Source organism: Streptomyces sp. NPDC004284 (genome assembly GCF_042874035.1).
Classification (GTDB): domain Bacteria; phylum Actinomycetota; class Actinomycetes; order Streptomycetales; family Streptomycetaceae; genus Streptomyces.
Genome location: NZ_JBIAMJ010000008.1, coordinates 114470 through 131476 on the forward strand (window position 1 = coordinate 114470; position 17007 = coordinate 131476).

The 17007-nt window shown below is 72.1% G+C and carries 17 protein-coding genes and 5 pseudogenes; 11 read left to right on the plus strand and 11 right to left on the minus strand.

Annotation, left to right across the window (positions count from 1 at the left end; genetic code table 11):
* Window positions 1-136 precede the first annotated feature (136 nt).
* Window positions 137-664 carry a hypothetical protein gene (locus tag ACFYUS_RS21880; RefSeq protein ID WP_388854458.1) on the minus strand — a complete coding sequence of 176 codons (528 nt, stop codon included), beginning with the start codon at window positions 662-664 and terminating at the stop codon, window positions 137-139.
* Window positions 665-1214: 550 nt separating this feature from the next.
* Here ACFYUS_RS21880 and ACFYUS_RS21885 point away from each other — a divergent pair.
* Window positions 1215-1748 (plus strand): hypothetical protein, encoded by a 534-nt coding sequence (locus ACFYUS_RS21885; RefSeq protein ID WP_388854461.1) that lies wholly within the window; start codon window positions 1215-1217, stop codon window positions 1746-1748.
* Window positions 1749-1844: 96 nt separating this feature from the next.
* On the opposite strand, the gene ACFYUS_RS21890 is transcribed toward ACFYUS_RS21885, so the two are convergent.
* Window positions 1845-2351, minus strand: coding sequence for a protein NO VEIN domain-containing protein (locus tag ACFYUS_RS21890; RefSeq protein WP_388854464.1), 507 nt, complete (start codon window positions 2349-2351; stop codon window positions 1845-1847).
* An 80-nt stretch (window positions 2352-2431) separates the two neighbouring features.
* On the opposite strand from ACFYUS_RS21890, the pseudogene ACFYUS_RS21895 reads away from it, so the two are divergent.
* The 3 genes and pseudogenes from ACFYUS_RS21895 to ACFYUS_RS21905 form a co-directional block, all read left to right on the plus strand.
* Window positions 2432-2573: pseudogene (locus tag ACFYUS_RS21895) on the plus strand (IS5/IS1182 family transposase); the annotation flags it as partial.
* A gap of 133 nt (window positions 2574-2706) precedes the next feature.
* Window positions 2707-3951 carry a histidine kinase gene (locus tag ACFYUS_RS21900; protein WP_388854467.1) on the plus strand — a complete coding sequence of 415 codons (1245 nt, stop codon included), beginning with the start codon at window positions 2707-2709 and terminating at the stop codon, window positions 3949-3951.
* Window positions 3939-4377 (plus strand): annotated as a pseudogene (locus ACFYUS_RS21905) (response regulator transcription factor). Before ACFYUS_RS21900 ends, ACFYUS_RS21905 begins: the two are co-directional and overlap by 13 nt.
* A 971-nt stretch (window positions 4378-5348) precedes the next feature.
* On the opposite strand, the gene ACFYUS_RS21910 reads toward ACFYUS_RS21905, so the two are convergent.
* The 4 genes and pseudogenes from ACFYUS_RS21910 to ACFYUS_RS21925 form a co-directional block, all read right to left on the minus strand.
* Window positions 5349-5915, minus strand: coding sequence for a transposase (locus ACFYUS_RS21910; protein ID WP_388855134.1), 567 nt, complete (start codon window positions 5913-5915; stop codon window positions 5349-5351).
* Window positions 5831-6363 (minus strand): annotated as a pseudogene (locus tag ACFYUS_RS21915) (winged helix-turn-helix domain-containing protein). Before ACFYUS_RS21915 ends, ACFYUS_RS21910 begins: the two are co-directional and overlap by 85 nt.
* A gap of 142 nt (window positions 6364-6505) precedes the next feature.
* Entirely contained in the window at window positions 6506-6898 is a 393-nt protein-coding gene (locus ACFYUS_RS21920; RefSeq protein ID WP_388854470.1) for a hypothetical protein, read from the minus strand.
* The gene (locus ACFYUS_RS21925) at window positions 6895-7131 is read right to left on the minus strand and encodes a helix-turn-helix domain-containing protein (protein ID WP_388854473.1); all 237 of its coding nucleotides are present in this window, start codon (window positions 7129-7131) and stop codon (window positions 6895-6897) included. Before ACFYUS_RS21925 ends, ACFYUS_RS21920 begins: the two co-directional genes overlap by 4 nt.
* Window positions 7132-7302: 171 nt before the next feature.
* On the opposite strand from ACFYUS_RS21925, the pseudogene ACFYUS_RS21930 reads away from it, so the two are divergent.
* Window positions 7303-7865 (plus strand): annotated as a pseudogene (locus ACFYUS_RS21930) (transposase); the annotation flags it as partial.
* A gap of 3 nt (window positions 7866-7868) precedes the next feature.
* Here the strand turns inward: ACFYUS_RS21930 and ACFYUS_RS21935 are convergent.
* Complete coding sequence (locus ACFYUS_RS21935) at window positions 7869-8378, minus strand: hemerythrin domain-containing protein (RefSeq protein WP_388854476.1); 510 nt, start codon at window positions 8376-8378, stop codon at window positions 7869-7871.
* A gap of 246 nt (window positions 8379-8624) precedes the next feature.
* Between ACFYUS_RS21935 and ACFYUS_RS21940 the strand changes: the two are divergent.
* The 4 genes and pseudogenes from ACFYUS_RS21940 to ACFYUS_RS21955 all read left to right on the plus strand — a co-directional run.
* Window positions 8625-8894 (plus strand): annotated as a pseudogene (locus ACFYUS_RS21940) (transposase domain-containing protein); the annotation flags it as partial.
* A gap of 274 nt (window positions 8895-9168) precedes the next feature.
* Window positions 9169-9405, plus strand: a complete 237-nt coding sequence (locus ACFYUS_RS21945) for a hypothetical protein (RefSeq protein ID WP_388855197.1) — start codon at window positions 9169-9171, stop codon at window positions 9403-9405.
* Window positions 9387-9710: a hypothetical protein gene (locus ACFYUS_RS21950; protein WP_388855137.1), complete on the plus strand. Its 324-nt coding sequence runs from the start codon at window positions 9387-9389 to the stop codon at window positions 9708-9710. The genes ACFYUS_RS21945 and ACFYUS_RS21950 overlap by 19 nt, the downstream gene beginning before the upstream one ends.
* 1219 nt (window positions 9711-10929) lie before the next feature.
* Complete coding sequence (locus ACFYUS_RS21955; RefSeq protein WP_388854479.1) at window positions 10930-11940, plus strand: SDR family oxidoreductase; 1011 nt, start codon at window positions 10930-10932, stop codon at window positions 11938-11940.
* A gap of 297 nt (window positions 11941-12237) precedes the next feature.
* Here the strand turns inward: ACFYUS_RS21955 and ACFYUS_RS21960 are convergent, their stop codons facing one another.
* The 4 genes from ACFYUS_RS21960 to ACFYUS_RS21975 form a co-directional block, all read right to left on the minus strand.
* A complete protein-coding gene (locus ACFYUS_RS21960; protein ID WP_388854482.1) occupies window positions 12238-13269 on the minus strand; it encodes an iron-containing redox enzyme family protein in 1032 nt (343 codons plus the stop codon).
* A complete protein-coding gene (locus ACFYUS_RS21965) occupies window positions 13266-13595 on the minus strand; it encodes a CDGSH iron-sulfur domain-containing protein (protein WP_388854485.1) in 330 nt (109 codons plus the stop codon). Before ACFYUS_RS21965 ends, ACFYUS_RS21960 begins: the two co-directional genes overlap by 4 nt.
* 103 nt (window positions 13596-13698) lie before the next feature.
* The gene (locus tag ACFYUS_RS21970) at window positions 13699-14343 is read right to left on the minus strand and encodes a HemK2/MTQ2 family protein methyltransferase (RefSeq protein ID WP_388855140.1); all 645 of its coding nucleotides are present in this window, start codon (window positions 14341-14343) and stop codon (window positions 13699-13701) included.
* 65 nt (window positions 14344-14408) lie between these two features.
* A complete protein-coding gene (locus ACFYUS_RS21975; RefSeq protein WP_388854488.1) occupies window positions 14409-15527 on the minus strand; it encodes a glutamate--cysteine ligase in 1119 nt (372 codons plus the stop codon).
* Window positions 15528-16041: 514 nt separating this feature from the next.
* On the opposite strand from ACFYUS_RS21975, the gene ACFYUS_RS21980 reads away from it, so the two are divergent.
* On the plus strand, window positions 16042-16227 hold the full coding sequence (locus ACFYUS_RS21980; RefSeq protein ID WP_388854491.1) for a hypothetical protein: 186 nt from the start codon (window positions 16042-16044) through the stop codon (window positions 16225-16227).
* A 58-nt stretch (window positions 16228-16285) separates the two neighbouring features.
* Window positions 16286-16936, plus strand: coding sequence for an SRPBCC family protein (locus ACFYUS_RS21985; RefSeq protein WP_388854494.1), 651 nt, complete (start codon window positions 16286-16288; stop codon window positions 16934-16936).
* The last annotated feature ends 71 nt before the right edge of the window (window positions 16937-17007 follow it).

Genomic DNA, 17007 nt, shown 5'->3' on the forward strand with positions numbered 1-17007 from the left:
GGCGCCGGGCTCGACCACATCGCCCTCGTCGTACATGTCTCCGGCCCAAGGGCGGGAGCGGTGGGCTTCGGCACCACGCGTCGCCCGGCGGCCGCGTGAATGCCGGCGAGGAGAAGCAGCGGCAGCCCACCCCCGTTCAGGGGCGAACGGCGCGAACGTGGTCGGCCGAGAGATGCAGCTCGTACGGCAGGCAGCAATCGGAGCAGAGGGTCGCGACGAGGGTCCCGCAGGCGCACAGCTGGTTCATTCCGCCGTCCGGGGTCGCTCCGCAGCAGGCGGGGGATGCGTGCCGCAGCTCCAGGCCGCGCGCATCGTCCGGGTTGATGACGATGTTCCCTCGCGGGCCCTGCGACACCAATGGCTTTCCCTCCACGTTCCAGTGCTCCCCATGGCGCGGCATCACGGGCCCGGGCACCTCGGCGACGGCCAAGGGCGCACCGTACGGCTCCGTCTCGATCGCGTAGCAGCCCGACGGCACGGTCGCCGGCGACGGGCCCGGTTCATCCGCGTCCCACCACGCGTAGTACGGAGCCTCGGGAACAGAGGGCAGCCGTGTGAGCGGCCCCGTCAGCGCGGCTCCACATGCCGTACAGACGAACACCACCGCTTCGGCCCCCGCGGCCCCGGGGACGACGAACTGATCCTGGTCTTGCTGATCGTGCATGCGCTGACGGTACGTGGCGCGCTGCCAGGCCGCCCGACCGCCCTCCCCGGGCAGCGCATGACACCGCCGCGGGGCGAGCGATCAGGAGCTGTTGAAGCTCGGTTCCGGCACAGATCTCGGGGAGCGGTCGTGGAGGGGGACGGTTCCGTTCGGTTGGAGGGAGGCGGAGGTGTACGCGCCCGGGTCCGTCAGCGTTCCCGCATTCTGGTCCACCACCAACCGAACGTCGCGGACTCGATGTGGTTCGGCTCGGGCAAGGTACGGCGCTCCAGTTCTTCGTCGATGCGCGTGATCAGTCGGCCCAAGTCCCTTTTGGCTCCCGGCGGAAGGTGCCGCATCGCCCACTCCAGGTCGTCACGGGCATCGTTCACCCCGGGCGAGCAGAACGCGGAGGCGTCCAAGTACCGGCCGGGCCGTGCGAAAGCCCACTCGATACAAGAGAGCGCGTCAGCGACCGCGTTGGGCCACATCTCCTGGTCCTCGACCCTGCGGATCGCCGCACGAGTCCGCGCGGAGACACCATGGACCCTCAGGACCGGACACCGCCGTCGTGGCCGCCACCGCTCTGCGCGGACGGCCTGGGGACGCCTACGCGGCATCGCCCTTTCGGATCAACATGAGGCCATCCTGCCACGGGCCTCACGGCTACCGGTGGGTCGATGGGAAGTCGTTCCGATTCCCACGGAACGTTCCGGACGGCGAGCTGCTGGCGGCGCTCGTCGCGCACGAGCAATTCCGCGATGACTACGCAGGCGGCGGCATCGATCCTGAGGGGATCCGGCACGGTCCGTACTGGCGCGGGAACGTCACGGCGCGCGCCTACGAGCCGATCGGCAACTCCGAGGCGCTACGGACGCTCCGCGCCTGGACCGACCGGCACGGGTCCGTCCCGGAGTCCCTGGAGGAGGCGCTCGCCTCGGCGGTGTGCGCCGTGATCGACACGGCCACCCACTGCTACCACCTCCGAGATCTGGGGCCGAGGGCGTTTCACGACTGGGGCGGTGTGCACATGGACTTCCACGAGTACGTCGCCGTCGACCATGAACGGTCGTTGCTGACACTGCTGGTCGCAGCTGACGACTGACCCGTCGGGATTTCAAGCGACAGACCGAGACCGTTCACGGAACCGCGACCAGACCCTTGAGAACGAACAACCAGAGCGGCTGCTCCTCCTCCTCGCTTATTCCGGGCATGGATGAAGTGGGGAGAGCGGGGGAGTGTGAACATGGCCCATCCTCAGGATGTCGGCCTGACTCACGTGCCACTCGCCTTCGTCCCGCACACGAGGACGGCCGTGCGGCGTCCCGTCGGCTCCGGGCAGCCGACGCCACGGAAGGCGTGCCGGCTCGCGGACGATCACCAGCTTCGGATGGTCAGTGCGGCACTCCAACGCGACGTACAGCCACCAGTTCTCGCCGCAGCCGCTCATCGCGCTGTACTGCCGGTCGTAGATCGACACGCTCGTCGGTCCGCCCCGCCCCTTGACCTCGATCAGCCGGGCAAGTGAACCGTCCGGATTTCGCGAGACGAGATCGCACGTGACCCGTCGGCTGGATGTCCACTGCCGCACCTGGGGCCCGAGGCCGGGTGGCCAACCGTGGCCGACGTCCGTCACCCGTCGGCCCTGCGCCTGCTCGTACTCGACGGCCAGGCTCACGGCGATCCGCTCTGTCTGGTTGGTGCTCATGCGCCGGATCCTGCCATGCGCCACCGACAGTCTTCGGACGTCAGGCAACAGAGTGGCAGAGCAGCCGCCTGGGCGGCTTCGGATGGATCATGTTGTGCCGCCTCTCGCCCGCGACTGCGAGGCCCTCACACCGGCTCCGAAGCCATGATCCGCATCGCCTCGATCGACAACCTCGCCCACCACATGACGGACGAGACGGAACTGACCCGTCGAGGGGTGTACCAGGGCGTCAAAGGTCGACCTGCCCGCTTCAAGCACCCTCTGACCCGGCCCCGGCGTGGTGGTACTGGGTTCACCATGGATGCGGATACAAGATCCATGGCAGGCCCGTGTTGAGGTGCTCTAACGTCGAGCCATGACGATTCCACCCCGGTTGGGGCGCCTGGCACGGCGGGTGCGGCGGGACACCGGCTTCCTGGCCACGGGTGTCCCGGTGCACCTGGCGCTGGTGCCCGTGTGGGCCTGGGGCGCGACGACCACTGCCAGGACGGGGAACTGGGCGCTCACGCTCCCGGTGTCTGTCGCCCTGGTCCTGAGCGGCGTCCCGGTACTGACGGCGGTTCAGCGGTACCGGCACCGGGCGCTGCTCGGGGTGGACATCCATCGCTCGGCGCCCGTGCCGCAGCGGTGGTCGCCGACCACGGCCCTGCGGTGGCTCTCCTCGCCGCGCGCCTGGCGCCAGGTCGGGTACCACCTGCTGCTGGGCCCGCTGGTGGCCTTGTCGGAGCTATTGGTGCTGGTGGCGGCGGTGGTGGGTCTGGCGGGCGCCACCGGGTACGGCTGGGTGTGGGCGCTGCCGGTCGGGGTGCGGCGCGACTGGTTCGGCTGGGCGACGCTGATGCCGTGCTACACCGTGCTCGGCCTCTTTCTGCTGTCCCTCCTGCCCTGGCTCGCCGGGGTGGTGGCCCGGGCGGAGTCCCGCTCCGCCGCGGCGCTGCTCGGACCCAGCCGGGCCGATCGGCTCCAGGAGCGGGTCGCGTACCTGGCGGACAGCCGCACCGACCTGATCGAGGCGGTCGATGCCGAGCGCCGCCGGATCGAGCGCGACCTGCACGACGGCACCCAGCAGCGGCTGGTCTCGCTGGCGGTCAACCTGGGACTGGCCATGGCCGCCCGCCCCGACCTGCCGGGCGAGGCCCGTGAGGTACTGGCAGAAGCGCACCTGGAGGCGAAGGCGGCGATCGCCGAACTCGGCGATCTGGTACGCGGATTGCACCCGGCGGTGCTCGAAGACCGGGGCCTGGACGCGGCGTTGTCCGGACTGGCCGCCCGAGTTCCGCTGCCTGTGCGCCTGCGGGTCGAGCTGCCGGAACGGGCGGCGCCCGCCGTGGAGTCGGTCGCGTACTTCGTGATCTCCGAGGCGCTGGCGAACGTGACCAAGCACGCCGGCGCCTCGCGGGTCGAGGTGACGGTCCGACGGGTCGGGACGGTCCTGCGGGTGAACGTCACCGACGACGGGCTGGGCGGCGCCGACCCCTCCGGTGGTACGGGGCTGAGCGGGCTGGCCAAGCGGGTGGGCTCCGTCGACGGCACCTTCCGGCTCAGCAGCCCCGTCGGGGGACCGACGACCGTGACGGTGGAGCTGCCGTGCGCGCGGTGATCGCCGAGGGCTCGGTGCTGTTGCGGGTCGGCCTGGTCAAGGTGCTGGAGATGGGCGGCTTCCAGGTCGTCGCGGAAGTCGGCGATGCGGAAACGCTGTTGGCCGCCGTCGAGAAGCACCAGCCCGAACTCGCCCTGGTGGACGTCCGGATGCCGCCCACCTTCACCGGTGAGGGCGTGCGGGCGGCCGCGGTGATCCGCCGCGGCGACCCCCTGGCCGTCCTGACCCCGCGCGAGCGGGAGGTGCTGGCCCTGATGGCGGAGGGCCGGTCCAACGCCGGCATCGCCGAGGCGCTGACGGTCAGTGAGAGCGCGGTGGCCAAGCACATCAACGACATCTTCGCCAGACTCGACCTGCCGGTGGCCGATGCGGAACCACCGTCGGGTGCTCGCCGTGCTGCGCTTCCTGGGCGCGTCCAGGGGCTGAACCCCGGGGGGTACGCCTGCCGTCATCACGGCGACGGGCTCGGCGTCGGCCCACGCTGCGCCGCGTCCGGGGCACGGGGATGCTGACCACGGTGGCGTTGGCGTCCCGGCTGCCGTTGGAGGCGTCGCGGCAGTTGTCCACTCCGATGCGGACTTCGACGTCGGGCCCGCTCGGGTAGGCGAACCGCACGTCCGTGACCGTGTGCGCGTTGCTGACACACCGCATCGCGCCCTTCGGCGCGGCGTCGAGCGAGGCGACCAGGGCACTCACCCGCGCGCTCGACAGGCGGCCAGAGCGGGTGAGTACCAGGGCGTCCGCTCTCCCCGGGGCCGGGGCCGGGGACGATGGCCGCTTGTAGAGGCAGACCCAGGCCGAGACCGGTGAGGCCGGAACCATCGCGTCGGCGGCTCCTGGGCGCTGCGAAGCGTTCAACGGCCCAAGTTGTGCCGGGCACGGGCGATCGGCGCCCGTCGCCTCCACCCGCACCGTGTCTCCAGGCCAGCTTGCCGACATCGTGACAGCCGACACCGCGCCCGCTGCGATGACCAGCACCGCGCCGCCCGTGCCGAGCAGTGTGAGCCGCCGCCGGCGGCGCCGTGCACCGGCTGCGACGCCGGCGAACAGGTCCGCGTCTCCAGAGGGGAAGGCCGCCGCGGCGTCGCGCAGCAGGGCCCGGACAACTGTCTCCTCGTGGTTCTGCTCGTTCATGCCACCTCACCTGGGGTCTCGGACAGCATCGCGGCCGACACCAGCCGTCCACGTTCTCCATCCGGCTGATCCGCTCCCACCGCGGCCACACCCTCACCGGTGCGCTCTGTACAAGGCCATGCGCCGGACGCGGATCACCTGTGATCAGGTAAGCCGAACGAAGCAGCGAGGCCTGGTGCCCGTTCACGTACTCCTGGAACCCATCCGGCTCCCGCCGCGTCGCCCCACCACCCCTCTCGAAGGACGTTACTGACTTCGGCTTGTCAGGATGACGTTGGGGTGTCGAGGGTCAGGCCGGTGCCGGCTAGGAAGCCGTCGAGGGTCTCGTGCCGGTACTGCAGGCGTTCGAGCCGGTTGCGGGCGAGGGCCTCGAGTCGGTCGAGGGCGACCACGGCGAGGTTGGCCAGGCTGCGCTTGACGTGTGCCCAGACCCACTCCACGGGGTTGAGGTCCGGCGAGTAGACGGGCAGCAGGAACACCGTCAGCCAGGCACGTTCGGCGATCAAGTCGCGCATGGCGTGGGAGACGTGGGTGTTCAGACGGTCCCAGACCAGCACGATCGGCGCCTTGACCAGCTGGTGGACGCCGTCGATCAGCGCGATGAAGTCGCGCTCGCCCATGCTGCGGCGCTTGCCTCTGCCCGCGGGATGGGATCGCAGACGGTGGCACAGCCGGGTACGGGAGCCGGGCCGCATGGCGATCAGCCCGGCCACCGACAGACGTCCCGAGCGCCGGCCGCTGACCGTCACCACAGGGGTGCGGCCCCGTCGGCCCCAGGTGCGTCCTTTGGGCGGCCGGCGGGTGAAGCCTGCCTCGTCCTCGAAGCAGATGTAGCCCCCGCAGGCCGCCCGCGCTCTTCTACCTCCGCCCAGGTCGCCTCCTTCCACGCAGTGACGGCCTGCTCGTCGCGCTCAGCGACCTTCCGCGCGGGGACCTGCGGGCTGAAGCCGAGCCGGTGCATCAGCCTCGTGGCGCCCGAGACGCTGTAGGAGACGTGGAACTTCCGGCCGATCAGCGTGGCCACCCGCGCCGCGGTCCACACCTGGTCCTCCACCCAACCGTGTTCTGCTGGGCCCTGTTCCAGGTACACGGCCAGTTTCTCCAGGCAGCGCGGGGAAAGCGGCATCGAGATCCGCTCGGGCCGCGGGAGGCCAGTGCCCCGGCCTCACCCTCCCGCCACCATTGGTGCCACTGGTAGGCCGACTTCGGGCTCACCCGCAGTCGTCGCGCGACCTCCGGTGCCTTGACTCCCCGCTCGAACAGCTCGGCCGCCTGGATCCGTACCACTTCCCGGCGCTCACGGCCCGCGGCGGTCAGCCCGCCCCCATCCGCATATCTCACACACCACCGGATACAGCCACCGCTCCAGACCCATCAGGGCCTTCGCGAAGGTTCACCCTGACGAGCCGAAGTCAGGTAGTCAATCGTGATGGTTCGGGAACGGCGGCGGAGCGGTGTGGCCGGCGGGGAGGTTCCCGGTGAACATGAACTCCTCCAGGGCCGTCACGAGCGCGGTCCGGCTCCTGGTGGTCCAGGTGCCGAGAGGGGCGGGCTCGCGGGTGCTCCGTCCCTTCCGTCCGAATCCGGCGAGCCGGAGGAAGTCGACGCCGTAGGCCCCCTTGGGATCGCCCTCCGGCTCCCAGCGCGCGTCGAAGCAGAGCCCGTCGTGCACCCGGTGGCCGCTCACCAGCGCGGAGCCGTAGAACCACTCGATGGTCTCCGGTGAAGGGTCCACGGCGTAGAGGCTGTTGATGTCGATCCGCCAGCCGGGTGCCACGCGCAGGGGCTGCAGCCCTCGCCAGACCTCGCTCATGCCGTCCGCCGTCCGTTCGTCCGTCCGGCGGCGCGCTCGCGGGCGTCCGCCGTGATCGTCCCGTCCACGGGGACCCCCCTCGCATGGTAGGCCGACTTCGGGCTCACCCGCAGTCGTCGCGCGACCTCCGGTGCCTTGACTCCCCGCTCGAACAGCTCGGCCGCCTGGATCCGTACCACTTCCCGGCGCTCACGGCCCGCGGCGGTCAGCCCGCCCCCATCCGCATATCTCACACGCCACCGGATACAGCCACCGCTCCAGACCCATCAGGGCCATCGCGAAGGTTCACCCTGACGAGCCGAAGTCAGTAAGTGCCGTTTTTGACGGTTCGGTATCGCTCGATCGTGGTGTCCACTGTGGTTCCGGGGAAGGCCTGCTGGATCCCAGGTGGCGCCACAGTTGCCATAGGACGACATGCGTATCCGAGTGATCCGGCGGATGATCAGTGGGCCTTGATCGAGCCCGTGATCACGTCGTGGAAGCAGGAGGGAGTGGCGCGGTCGGCGACCGGCGATGCGGGCTCGTGCGACCTGCGGGAGGTTGTGAACGCGCTGTTCCCTCAGAACCGGACCGGCTGCCAGTGGCGCTACCTGCCCCATGACCTGCCGGCCTGGTCGGCGGCGTTCTACTGCTTCACCCTGTGGCGCGAGCACGGCTTGGACCAGCAGATTCAGGAACTGCTGCGCTGCCAGGTGCGCGAGCGGGTCCGCCGATTAGCGGACCCGTCCCTGGTCGTCAGCGACACCCAGTCGCTGCGGACGGCCGCCGGAGTGGCGAAGAGGACCCGAAGAGGAGCACCGGACTGGACGCGGCCGAGAAGCCACCGGGGCGCAAGCGCGCCCTGGCAGTGGACGTGCTCGACCTGGTCATCGGCGTGGTGGTCCTGGCCGCCTCCGCCCACGAGAACACCGCCGGCATCGCCCTGCTCGACCAGGCTGCCGAGCGCTGCGGCAACCGCCTGGAGCGCCGGTCAGGCGGCGATGGCGTCCGAGAGTTTACGGAGCAGCGGACGGTGGGGGTGATGGGGGGCCTGTTCTCTGACCGTTTCCATGGACACGCCGATCGATTGCAGTTCCTTGCGGCTCACCGCCTCGCGTACCCGGGGGAACCAGTCCTGCTCCTCCCTGTGCAGGTGCCGCTCGATGGTGTCCATCATGACGCGGGCCTTCGCGTCGTAGGCGGGGTCCTCGGGCGACATCGAGGAGAGCTCGCCGGCCAGCATGTCGCAGACGTGATGCTCCTCGTGGAGTTCGAGGGTCGTGGGGCGTATGTCCGGGGCCGCGGTGCGGATCCGTGGGTACATGACCTCGTCCTCGACGTACTGGTGCACGGTGACGGCCTCGACGAGCTGGTCCATGATCTTCGCCCGGGGGTCGGTCTCGTCCGTGCCCGCGTCGTAACGGTTGGAGCGGTAGGCCCGGATCAGCTTCCTGATCATCTTGTGTTCTTCTCTGGCCTTCACGATGGCGTCGGTCGACATGGCGCTGCTCCTCTGCGGCGGGGCCTCTGTATGGGCGACTGCCCGTGGGGCGCCATGCCATGCGTCGACCGGGCGGTCGGGAGCCTCGCGCTCCTCGCCCAAGGCGCCGCTCTCGGAGGGGAACTGCGTCTACCGACCCCCGGGCCCCCCGGGGGGACCCCCCGGCAACCCCCGGGCCAATGTAGTTGCCTTTGAGTTACGGGGATCGTTGCCCCGCGTGTGACGGGGCGGGACGCGGGCCAGCGGGTGCGGATCGGGATCCTGACGAAGGTGTTCACCGCCGAGCCGGTGCACGCGGCGACAGCCGAGCACGACCGAGCCGAGCGGCGCCGTCGTCTCCTGCCGGCGCGGCTGGTCGTGTACTTCGTCCTGGCCCTGTGTCTGTTCGTCAGGGAGTCGTACGGGGAGGTGCTGCGGGTGCTGACCAGCGGCATCCCGGGCGGCCGGTCCCTCGCGCGGGTGAACCGGTCGTCGTCGTGCCGGGCTCGCGCCCGGCCCGGGGAGGACGTGCTGGAGACCGTGTTCCGCCAGGTGGCCGGCCCGCTCGCCACCCCGGACACGCCCGGAGCGTGGTGGCGGCGGCTGCGACTCCTCGCCTGGACGGCACCCAGTTCGATCTCCCGGATTCGACGAGCAACGGCGACACCTTCGACGGTCCCTCCGCCACCGGCGGCGTCCCCTTCGGCTTCCCCCAGGTCAGGGCGGTGGTCCTCGCCGAGATCGGAGCGCGCGGAGTCTCGATGCCCGCCTGGGCGGCTACCGCGACGGCGAGCGCAGCCTCGCCTACCCGTTGGCCGGCTCCACCGGCCCCGGCGGCCTGGTCATCGCCGACCGCGGCTTCTGGGCGGTCGAGTTCGCTCACGTCTTCACCGTGGCGGGCGCGGATCTGCTGGTCAGGCTCCAGTCCAGCCACCTCGGCACCGCCCGGGAAGAACTTCCGGACGGCTCGTACCTGTCGATGGCGCGGCCGGGCAGGAGGTCCGGCTCCGCGCCGCGTGGGAAGGCCGGATGCTGTCCCGGCACGTGATCTACCGCGTCATCACCTTCGCGAACGACGGCAAGGTCGCCCACCTGGGCACGACGCTGCTGGACCCCGAGCAGTACCCGGCCGCCGAGCTGGTCGCGCTCTACCGGGAGCGCTGGGAGAGCGAGCTCGCCTTCGACGAGATCAAGAACCCCCCGGCCCCGGCGGGCCGATCAGGTCGCGGACACCGGAGGGCGTCCGGCAGGAACTGCGGGCCTGCCTCGCCGTCCACCACGCGATCCGCCGGTTCGCCCACACAGCGGCGCTCGCCCGCCCGACGGTGGACGCCGACCGTGTCTCCTGCCTGAAGTGCGTCCGCGTCATCCCGTCCCTACTCGGATCGACCGCCACCAAGCTCACCCGCTCCTACACCGGCGCCGGGCAGGAAGCACCCAGCCGCCTCCTACCGACCCGTCGCAGCCGGGACTGCCCACGCGCGATCAAGAAGCCGAACCGCTGGCGTGTGCTGAGGACCCACGCCAGACGTGGCACCGTCCAACCCGACCGTGGTCCCACAACCCAACCGCGAAGCCGGAGAGTACCCGCCGGGCCGGAAAACCGGTGCTCAAGGGAACGCGAACCCCGGCGCCGGCTTAGCAGATCTCTCCCGGTCACCTCTCGGACCAACGGACATGCTTACGCCGGGATCCAACGTGCCGCGCGAGCGAGAACGTCGCAATAGGCACGAGGGCCGTAACGAGGGGGAGCACCAGAGCGCCCCCGACCGTCGCCACCGCAGCCGTCTGTCCGGCGAACACACATGTGCCATCGTCGTCGCACCGTACTTTGCGAGAGTCCCCGACCGCCATGCCCGCGTCTCCCGACCTCAGGCGACTCGCTACAACTGTGCGCCCGTCGTCGGGGGTGAACGTCCCGGTGCAAACAGTGCTTGAACCGCCACGCCCGCTGCTCTCGGTCTTGCAGGCCGTGGCGACGAACCGACCCGGTCTCCCGTCGAAGCCCATACCGATCCTGGCTTCTTCCCACGCCTGCAGACTCGCCGATACCCCGCCAGCCATGGCGAACGCCCCGACCAGGACGATCAGCGCCCGCAGGGCCCACTTCGTTCCCGCCGTCAGCTTCCTCTCGCCCATGGGTCACACCCTGCCAGGGCAAGCTTCCTCGGTCATTGCCTCAACCTGGCAACGAAGACTGCTGCTTCATGCCAGAACCGACCCCACGGGGAAGGTCAGTCAGCAGTCGTCCGGTGAGCTGCACGGGGCAACAGGTGGCCGGGACGCTGAAGCAACTGCATTGGCCCCGGGCCCCCGGGAACCTCCCGAAGCCACTTCCGGGGATCCCGCCCCCGCCGTGGTTGTCCGCTGCCGGAACGGGCAGGCGCCTCGTACCCCATCCGGCCTCGTACCCCATCCGGCCTCGTATCCCCCCCATCCGATGGAGAGGACGCCGATGACACCCCGCAAGCGTGCCCCGCGAGCTCCTCGTCCCCGCCGTGCGGGCCTCGCTCTCGGGACTTTCATGGAAGGCCTGTTCGTGATCCACGCGCGCCGACGCGGAGGGCCGTCGATGGCCGGTCGGACCGTCGTCGTCACCGGGACGAGCGCCGGCGTGGGCCGGGCCGTCGCCCGTGTCTTCGGCGAACAGGGGGCGAGCGTCGCGCTGCTCGCGCGCGGGCGCCGCGGGCTGGACGCCGCTGCGGAGGAGGTGGAGCGGGCCGGCGGGCGGGCCCTCGTGGTGCCGGTGGACATGGCGGAGCCCACCCGGGTGGAGGAGGCCGCCGAACGGGTCGAGAAGGTCCTCGGTCCCATCGAGGTCTGGGTGAACTCCGCGTTCACCTCGGTCTTCGCCCGCTTCCCCGATGTGACGGCCGACGAGTACGAGCGGGTCACCGCGGTGACGTACCTCGGCTGTGTCAACGGCACGCGCGCCGCGCTGCGGCGCATGCGCCCGCGCGACTCCGGGGTCGTCGTCCAGGTCGGCTCCGCGCTCGGCGAGGCGTCCGTGCCCCTCCAGGCCGCCTACTGCGGGGCCAAGCACGCGATCAACGGCTTCACCGCCTCCGTCCGGATGGAACTCCGGCACGAGCGCAGCAACGTGGCCGTGACCGTCGTCCAGCTCCCCGCCCTCAACACCCCCCAGTTCTCCTGGGTGCTGTCCCGACTGCCCCGCCGCCCGCGCCCCGTGGCGCCGGTCTACCAGCCGGAGGTGGCGGCCCGCGCCGTACTCCATGCCGCCCGCCGTCCGGGCCGTGCGGAGTACCGGGTGGGGGCGTCCACGGCCGGGAGCGTCCTCGCGCACCGGTTCGTCCCCGTCCTCCTGGACCGTTGTCTCGCCCGTACCGGATACGACGCGCAGCAGACCGCCCAACCCGCGCGGCCCGGAGCCCCGCACAACCTGTGGGAGCCGCTGGACGGCCCCCGGGGCCGGGACCACGGCGCCCACGGCTCGTTCGGCCCGGAGGCCGCCGCCCGGTCGCCGTACACCGTGGCGGCCCGGCACCGCTTCCTGCTGTCGGCGGTCGTGGGGGCAGCGGTCATCGCGGCCCGCGCGCTGCGGCCTCGGGCCGCCCGGGCCTGAGGGCGACGGGCCGTACGGGCAGGTCGGTGATCTCCGGGCGGGCCGCGGACGGAGCCCGCCGCGGACGAGGCGGCGCAGACGCCGACGTGACCGGAGAACGTGGTGTGCCCGACGGCCTCGAAGGCCGCCGCGTCCTCGCGGTGGGCTCGTACGAGACGTGGATCGTCGTCCGCCCGTGCCCATGGGGGCATCAGGCCGTCCACGCCGTCCACGCCATCATCGGGACTGCCGAAGTCATGGCAGAGCCCAAGGGCCGCAGGCCGTCGGGGAGTACGTCCCCGGCAGTCGCCCGGGGCTTCACCGTTCGTCCCCGGGCAGCGGCGGCAGGGGTGTGCGCAGGGCGCTCTCGCCCCGGGACCAGGCGTTCACCGTGTGAGTGCTGAAACGGTCCTCCACGAGACAGGTCGCGGCGATGCCGAAGGAGACGTCGGGTGCGAGGTCGGGCTCGTCGTCCAGGAGACCGTTCACGACCTCTCGGCGCACCAGCTGCTCGTGGACGGCGTCGGCTTCGACGTGTTCGTCGAAGTACCGTTCGGCGGCCGGTCCGGCCCCCGTTCGGCGCATCGCCGCGGCGATGCGCGAGGCGGCGGGCGGCGAGGTCGTCTCCAGGACGGCGAAGTGTCCGACGAGCGCCCCGCGCAGCCTCCGGTGCAGGCCGAACAGGGACATCAGGTTCGAGGCCGCCAGGAGTTCGGCACCGACGGCGTCCGTGTACCGCCCGTACGACGGGTCGAGACCGAGGCCGGACATGAGGTCCGCGTAGAGCTGGGAGTGCATCCGTTCCGCCCGCCCGCAGCCGTACTCGTCGTACTCGACGGCCGCCATGGCCGCTTTGGCGCGGCCGCGCAGCCGGGGGACGACCCACAGATGCGGATCGGCCTCCCGCAGCTGGTGCACGGAGCGCAGGGCCGCGTACTCGCGCAGGTGCCACGACTCGCCCCGGGACGTCAGGAAGTGGGAGACGCCGCTGCCGTCGGACGGTTCCACGAGCAGGGCCGCCAGCGCCTCGTCGACGTCGGGGCGATCCCGGCAGTCGTGGCGCAGCGCGCTCTCGAAACGGTGCTCCAGGAGGGCCCGGACCCCGAGCAGGCCGGGGTCCCATTCCAGGCCGTCGGGGACTCGCGCGAAGCCCTGGTAGTGGAGCTCGTAGCAGAGGTGGAGGGCGAGCTGGAGATCCTCGCCGTACGGTGAACAGCGCGCGACGGTGGCGGCCCCCGGCAGGCTCGCGGGGCCGCCGCCGAGCAGCCGGCTCCGTACGGCGCCCGAGACCTCGCCGCGGGCCCCGGGCAGTTCTGCCCGCGCCGCGACGGCCGCCCGGAGCATCGTCATGACGTCGCCTCCTCCTCGGCCGGACCACCGGGGCGACGCCGCAGGCGCGGCCGGTGGCTCGTGTCGCAGAACGGCGCCCGCAGGCTCCGACGGCAGGTGCACAGGGCCATCACGGGGCGCTCGCAGAGGACCACCGACCCGTCCGGCATGACGATCTCCGCGGGCCCCTCGAGAAGCAGCGGTCCCTCGGGGAGCGGCCGGAGACGGGGCGGTTCCGTGCGGGCCCGACCGCGCCCGTCCCCGCCCGCTCCGCCGTCCTGCCGCTCCCCGACCCGCGGGGCGTTCTCGTTCGGGGAAACAGACATCACACACACCGCCCATCGCATCGAACCGCGTAGGTACCGTGCGACTGCCCACCCCACCAGGCCCGAATCACTCCGGCACGCCCTAATCGCTCCAGCACGTGCGAATCGCTCCAGCACGTGCGAATCACTCCCGGCACGCGCGGATCACGACCAGTTCCTCCGAGCGCGTCCCCGGAGAGATCAGCCCCCGGGCCTCGAACCAGTGCGCACGGGCCGCCATCACGGGGCCGAAGGGCTCGGTGCGCCGCCGTACGACACGGGCCCGCAGCCCGCCGCGCGCGAGCGCGTCGAGGGTGGCGGAGACCCCAGTCAGCGAGGACTGGACGAGGAGCAGGACCCCGGCCGGAGCCAGGAGGACCGGAGCCCGCGCACAGACGCGGTCGAGGAGCAGACGGCCGTCGGTCCCGGCGTCCCAGCTCCGCCGCGCACCGCGGGCGGGCGCCTCCGTCTCCTCGCTGGGTACATAGGGAGGGTTCACCGTGACCAGGTCGAAGCGCTCGGGCGCCACCGGCGCATCCAGGTCTCCGCGCAGCGCCCGGATCCGGCAGCCGTACAGCAGGGCGTTGACCCGGGAGGCGGCGATCGCGGCGCGCGAGACGTCGACGGCGGTGGCCCGCGCGCCCCGCAGGGCGGCGAGGACCGCGAGGACGCCGGTGCCGGTGCACAGGTCGAGCGAGCGCGCCCCGGGCCGCAGCTCCTCGCGCCGCAACTGGGCGGCCAGGAGGGCGGTGTCCGCCTGGGGCGCGTACACCCCGGGAAGACGGCACATCCGGAATCCGCCGACGCGTCCCGGCCCGGAGAGCCGGGGGAGCGAGGCGGTGACGGCCACGGGGGTCAGCTCCTCATCGTGGCGGCGGCCAGTGCGTCGACCACCGCGCTGAGCCGGCCGTGCCGGCGGAAGACGGCGCGCTGCCGTGCGGCGCCCCCGCCGTCCGTGCGGATCCGCCGCCACTGCTCGCGCGCCCAGTCGGCGTCACCGGTCGCGTCGAGCGCCGGCCGGGCGAGGGCGATCAGCGCGTCCAGGAGCGCCGCGGCCGGCCGCTCCCTGCCGTCCACCGGGTCCAGGCCCATGCCCGTGATGCCCTGGGCGGCGGCGAGCCGGTGGGCCCTGAGCAGGTCCGGCTCGGGGACCCGGGGCGGCGGGACCGAGGCGTCGACGCGGGACAGCAGGGCGGCGGCGAGCCCGCGGACCAGGATCGCGAGCAGCACCACCGTGTCGAGGTCCGCGTTGGCGTCGGCGACCCTGATCTCCAGGGTCGGCACGTGCTCCGAGGGCCGGGCGTGCCAGTACACCATGCGGCTGTCGAGCAGCGTCCCGTCCCTGACGAGGCGCGCCACATGGGTGAGGTACTGGGCCTCGTCGAGGACCGGGGTCGGGCCCACGGTCGGCCACCTCGCGTGCTCGACGGCCCGCCAGCTCTGGTAGCCGGTGTCGTGCCGGCCCGCGTAGGGCGAGTTCCCGGCCAGCGCCTGGAGCACGGGCAGCCACGGCCGCATGTGCTGGGCGAGCGCGAGGGCACGCTCGCGGTCGAGCGCCCCGACGTGGACGTGGCATCCGCAGACCAGACCGTCGTCCCGCGCGACCCCGTCCTCCCGGGTGACCAGGGAGGCGAAACGCCGGGCCATCAGCCGGTACCGCTCGGTGTCCGTCACGGTCAGCGGCTCCTCGGGCGGCAGTACGGGAGTGCCGCAGGCGACCGGTACGCAGCGCACGTCCCGCGCGGCCGCGCCCACCGTGGCGCGCAGCCAGGAGAGTTCGTCGCGCAGGTCCCGGCGGCTCGCGGTGGGCACGGTGCAGATCTCGACCTGCGCGTTGAAGAACTCGGTCTGGATCTGCTCGCCGAGCTCGCGGCCCGCCCGCCGGATGACCTCAGGCGCCCGGTTGACCGGGGCCCGGGTCACCCGGTCGACCAGTACGAACTCTTCCTCGACACCCATCGTCAGGATCTTCATCGCGGGCTCCTCGTCTCGGCGCGCGTCTACCCGCCCCCGGGCCCGCCATGCCGGTGCCCCGCACGCCCCGTGCCCGCCCGCCCGGGTCCGGACTCCGCCCCGTGGTGCCCGGGCCGGCGGTCACTTCGGGCGCCACCGCAGGCCGTGCCCTGCCCGGCCCCGACTTCGCGTCGGCACCGCCCGGGGGCGCCGAGACCGCTGCCCGGCGCCGGGAACGGCACCCGGGTCCTCGCGGCCGTCCGCCTTTGGGCCGTACGGCGGGTCCGGGACCGGCAGGAGGCGTACGCGGGCCTCCTCGCCGGCCTCCGTATCGCGGTGGGCGCCCTGTGAACGCGCGGTCGGGCCGGCGCAGGGCGATTCGGGAGCGCCGCAGTGGGCAGTCGCCCGTGAGGAGGACGCGCCGGAGAACCCGCTCGACGCGCCGAGCGCCGACGAACAGGCCGTACTCCGTCCGCGTGCACCCCGGCAGGGGTGGCCGCGGGGACGAGAGCACGGCTGGAAGGAGGCGGATCCCATGCGTGGGAACGCCGACGACAGGACGGAACCCGACAGCGGCGGGACGGGCGACAGGGAGTTCCGGGCGCTGATGAAGGAGGCACGCGTCGAGGCCCGACACCGCCGCCTCGGCCGACCGACCTGGGCGGAACCCGATTTCGCCCTGCGGACTCAGCACGCCGAGTTCGGAGCCGCCGCCCATTGACGGCGAGTCCCGGCGTCCGGATCCAGTAGTGCCCTGACAACACGAAGGAGGCCGCACCATGAGCAAGGTGGAGCGGACGATCGATGTGGACGTACCGCTGAGGAACGTGTACGACCAGTGGACGCAGTTCGAGGAGTTCCCGCGCTTCATGGAGGGCGTCGAGGACGTCCGGCAGATCGACGACCGGCACTGCCACTGGCGGACCAAGGTCGCCGGGGTCCGGCGTGAGTTCGACACCGAGATCGTCGACCAGCTTCCGGACCAGCACATCGCGTGGCGCACGACGGGAGGCGACGTACGGCAGATGGGCGTCGTCAGTTTCCAGCCCCTGGAGGAAGGGCACACCCGGGTGCGGCTCATGATGGACATGGGATCCGACGGCATGGCGGGGAAGGCCGCCGCGGCGCTGGGGATCCTCGACCGGCGGGTCCAGGGCGACCTCAAGCGCTTCAAGGGCTTCATCGAGGCGCGCGGGGACGCGACCGGCGGCTGGCGGGGCCGGATCCGGCCCGAGGAGGCCGACAGCGCCAGGCGAGCCGGGGGAACGGGCTCGTCCATGGACACGGCCGCCGAGAAGGGGCCCGAAGCGATGAGGGAACCGCCCGGCCCGATGGAGACACCCGGCCCGATGGAGACACCCGGACCGCGTACGGCCCGGGGGACGCAGACCTGGAGGCTGCCGCCCGACGATGGACCGGACACGCCTTGACCGTTCGTCTCCCGCGCCCCGGTGCGAGGGCCGGCTCATCGGGGCCGGCCCGCTCCCGTCCCGGACGCCTC

What these genes read in the sequence shown, in the direction of transcription:
- ACFYUS_RS21965 (WP_388854485.1), bottom strand. Translation starts at nt 13,595, where the DNA reads ATGCGATGGGCGGTGTGTGTGATGTCTGTTTCCCCGAACGAGAACGCC.
- ACFYUS_RS21960 (WP_388854482.1), bottom strand. Translation starts at nt 13,269, where the DNA reads ATGACGATGCTCCGGGCGGCCGTCGCGGCGCGGGCAGAACTGCCCGGG.
- ACFYUS_RS21900 (WP_388854467.1), top strand. Translation starts at nt 2,707, where the DNA reads ATGACGATTCCACCCCGGTTGGGGCGCCTGGCACGGCGGGTGCGGCGG.
- ACFYUS_RS21985 (WP_388854494.1), top strand. Translation starts at nt 16,286, where the DNA reads ATGAGCAAGGTGGAGCGGACGATCGATGTGGACGTACCGCTGAGGAAC.
- ACFYUS_RS21970 (WP_388855140.1), bottom strand. Translation starts at nt 14,343, where the DNA reads ATGTGCCGTCTTCCCGGGGTGTACGCGCCCCAGGCGGACACCGCCCTC.
- ACFYUS_RS21975 (WP_388854488.1), bottom strand. Translation starts at nt 15,527, where the DNA reads ATGAAGATCCTGACGATGGGTGTCGAGGAAGAGTTCGTACTGGTCGAC.
- ACFYUS_RS21935 (WP_388854476.1), bottom strand. Translation starts at nt 8,378, where the DNA reads ATGTCGACCGACGCCATCGTGAAGGCCAGAGAAGAACACAAGATGATC.
- ACFYUS_RS21890 (WP_388854464.1), bottom strand. Translation starts at nt 2,351, where the DNA reads ATGAGCACCAACCAGACAGAGCGGATCGCCGTGAGCCTGGCCGTCGAG.
- ACFYUS_RS21950 (WP_388855137.1), top strand. Translation starts at nt 9,387, where the DNA reads ATGCTGTCCCGGCACGTGATCTACCGCGTCATCACCTTCGCGAACGAC.
- ACFYUS_RS21955 (WP_388854479.1), top strand. Translation starts at nt 10,930, where the DNA reads ATGGCCGGTCGGACCGTCGTCGTCACCGGGACGAGCGCCGGCGTGGGC.
- ACFYUS_RS21980 (WP_388854491.1), top strand. Translation starts at nt 16,042, where the DNA reads ATGCGTGGGAACGCCGACGACAGGACGGAACCCGACAGCGGCGGGACG.
- ACFYUS_RS21880 (WP_388854458.1), bottom strand. Translation starts at nt 664, where the DNA reads ATGCACGATCAGCAAGACCAGGATCAGTTCGTCGTCCCCGGGGCCGCG.
- ACFYUS_RS21920 (WP_388854470.1), bottom strand. Translation starts at nt 6,898, where the DNA reads ATGAGCGAGGTCTGGCGAGGGCTGCAGCCCCTGCGCGTGGCACCCGGC.